Consider the following 1,214-nt stretch of genomic DNA (forward strand, 5'->3'; position numbering starts at 1 on the left):
GCCGCCACGTGGGCGCCGCGGGCCGCGCCGAAGCGGTGCTCGCCGACCATCGCCGCGTTGACGTCGTGTTCCAGCAGCACCGGGAGGCCGACGCGCTTCTCGATCCGGTCCGCGACCGGGGCGCCGCGCCAGGCCAGGTGTGGTGCGAACATCACCGACCGGCGGTCGCGGGCCACGAAGCCGGCCACGGCCAGGCCGACCCCGGCCACGTCGTGCCGGTTGCGCAGGTCCTCGACGACGCCCGCGATGGCGTCCTCGAGGGCGCCTTCCTCGCTCGGCGTCCCGACGCGCGCCGTGTCGAGCAGGGAGCCGCGCTCGTCCACGACGCCGGCCCGGACGCTCGTCCCGCCGACGTCCACCCCTATCGTCCGCACTCAGTTCTCCCACTCGTCACGCCTGCGGACGGCGATGTGCTGGACCCGCACCGAGACCGAGGCATCCGCCGGGGGCCGCGGCGCGGGCCGGAACCCGGGCATGTGCACGCCCTCGTCCGGTTCCCAGCGGTCCGCGAGCACCGCCCGGAGCAACGCCACGAGCTGGGCCAGCTGTTCCAGCACGCGGGCCACGAGTTCGGGGCGCTCACCTCGCACCACCGCGACGATCGCACAGAGCGGGCACCAGCCGCACGCCGAGCCGTCCGGTTTCGCCTGGTCAGGGTCGCCGTGCCCGGCGGCGACGACGCCCTCCAGCCACGGCGCGGCCTTCTCCACGACCAGCTCGGCCAGCAGGCGGATCTCCTCCGCGAGCCGCGGCCCGGCCGTCTCGTCCTCTTCGCTCACCCGCGTCCCCGGTTCCCGGCCAGGCTCACGACCAGGCCGTCGGCATCGGATTCCGCGCCGGTGATCCGGCACGGCCGCAGCGACTCCGGCAGGGCGATGAGCCTGCGGAAGCCGTCCACGGTGATCGCCAGGTCGTCGTCGACGCGGGCGAGGTCGACCTCGGTGTCCCGCGTCAGCGGGATCGCGATGCGCAGGGTGTACCCGTCCGGCGCCCGCCGTACGCGCAGCAGCGGGGTGACCGGGGTGCCGTCGCCGGCCAGCGGGTCGCCGTCGCGGTACAGCTCCGCGGCGATCTCCAGCAGCGCGGGCAGCCCGACCGGTTCGACGGCGCGGTGCTCGACGCGGGACACCCTCTCGAACCCGGCGCCGGACAGCTCGGCGAGCACGGCGTCCTGCTGGGTGCGGCGGGTGCGCAGCCAGGACGCGGCGCCGCCG

2 protein-coding genes and 1 pseudogene are annotated in these 1,214 nt (G+C 75.9%); all 3 read right to left on the minus strand.

The window, feature by feature from the left end:
* A partial coding sequence (locus tag G3I65_RS20210) for an ROK family protein (RefSeq protein WP_160697493.1) occupies positions 1 to 359 on the minus strand: 359 nt, incomplete at its 3' end.
* Between the two features lie 15 nt (positions 360 to 374).
* On the minus strand, positions 375 to 779 hold the full coding sequence (locus G3I65_RS20215; protein WP_160697492.1) for a hypothetical protein: 405 nt from the start codon (positions 777 to 779) through the stop codon (positions 375 to 377).
* A pseudogene (locus G3I65_RS20220) lies at positions 776 to 1,214 on the minus strand (ArsA family ATPase); the annotation flags it as partial. The pseudogene G3I65_RS20220 and the gene G3I65_RS20215, both read right to left, overlap by 4 nt.

It is taken from the genome of Amycolatopsis sp. SID8362, assembly GCF_010550475.1.
GTDB classification, from domain to species: domain Bacteria; phylum Actinomycetota; class Actinomycetes; order Mycobacteriales; family Pseudonocardiaceae; genus Amycolatopsis; species Amycolatopsis eburnea.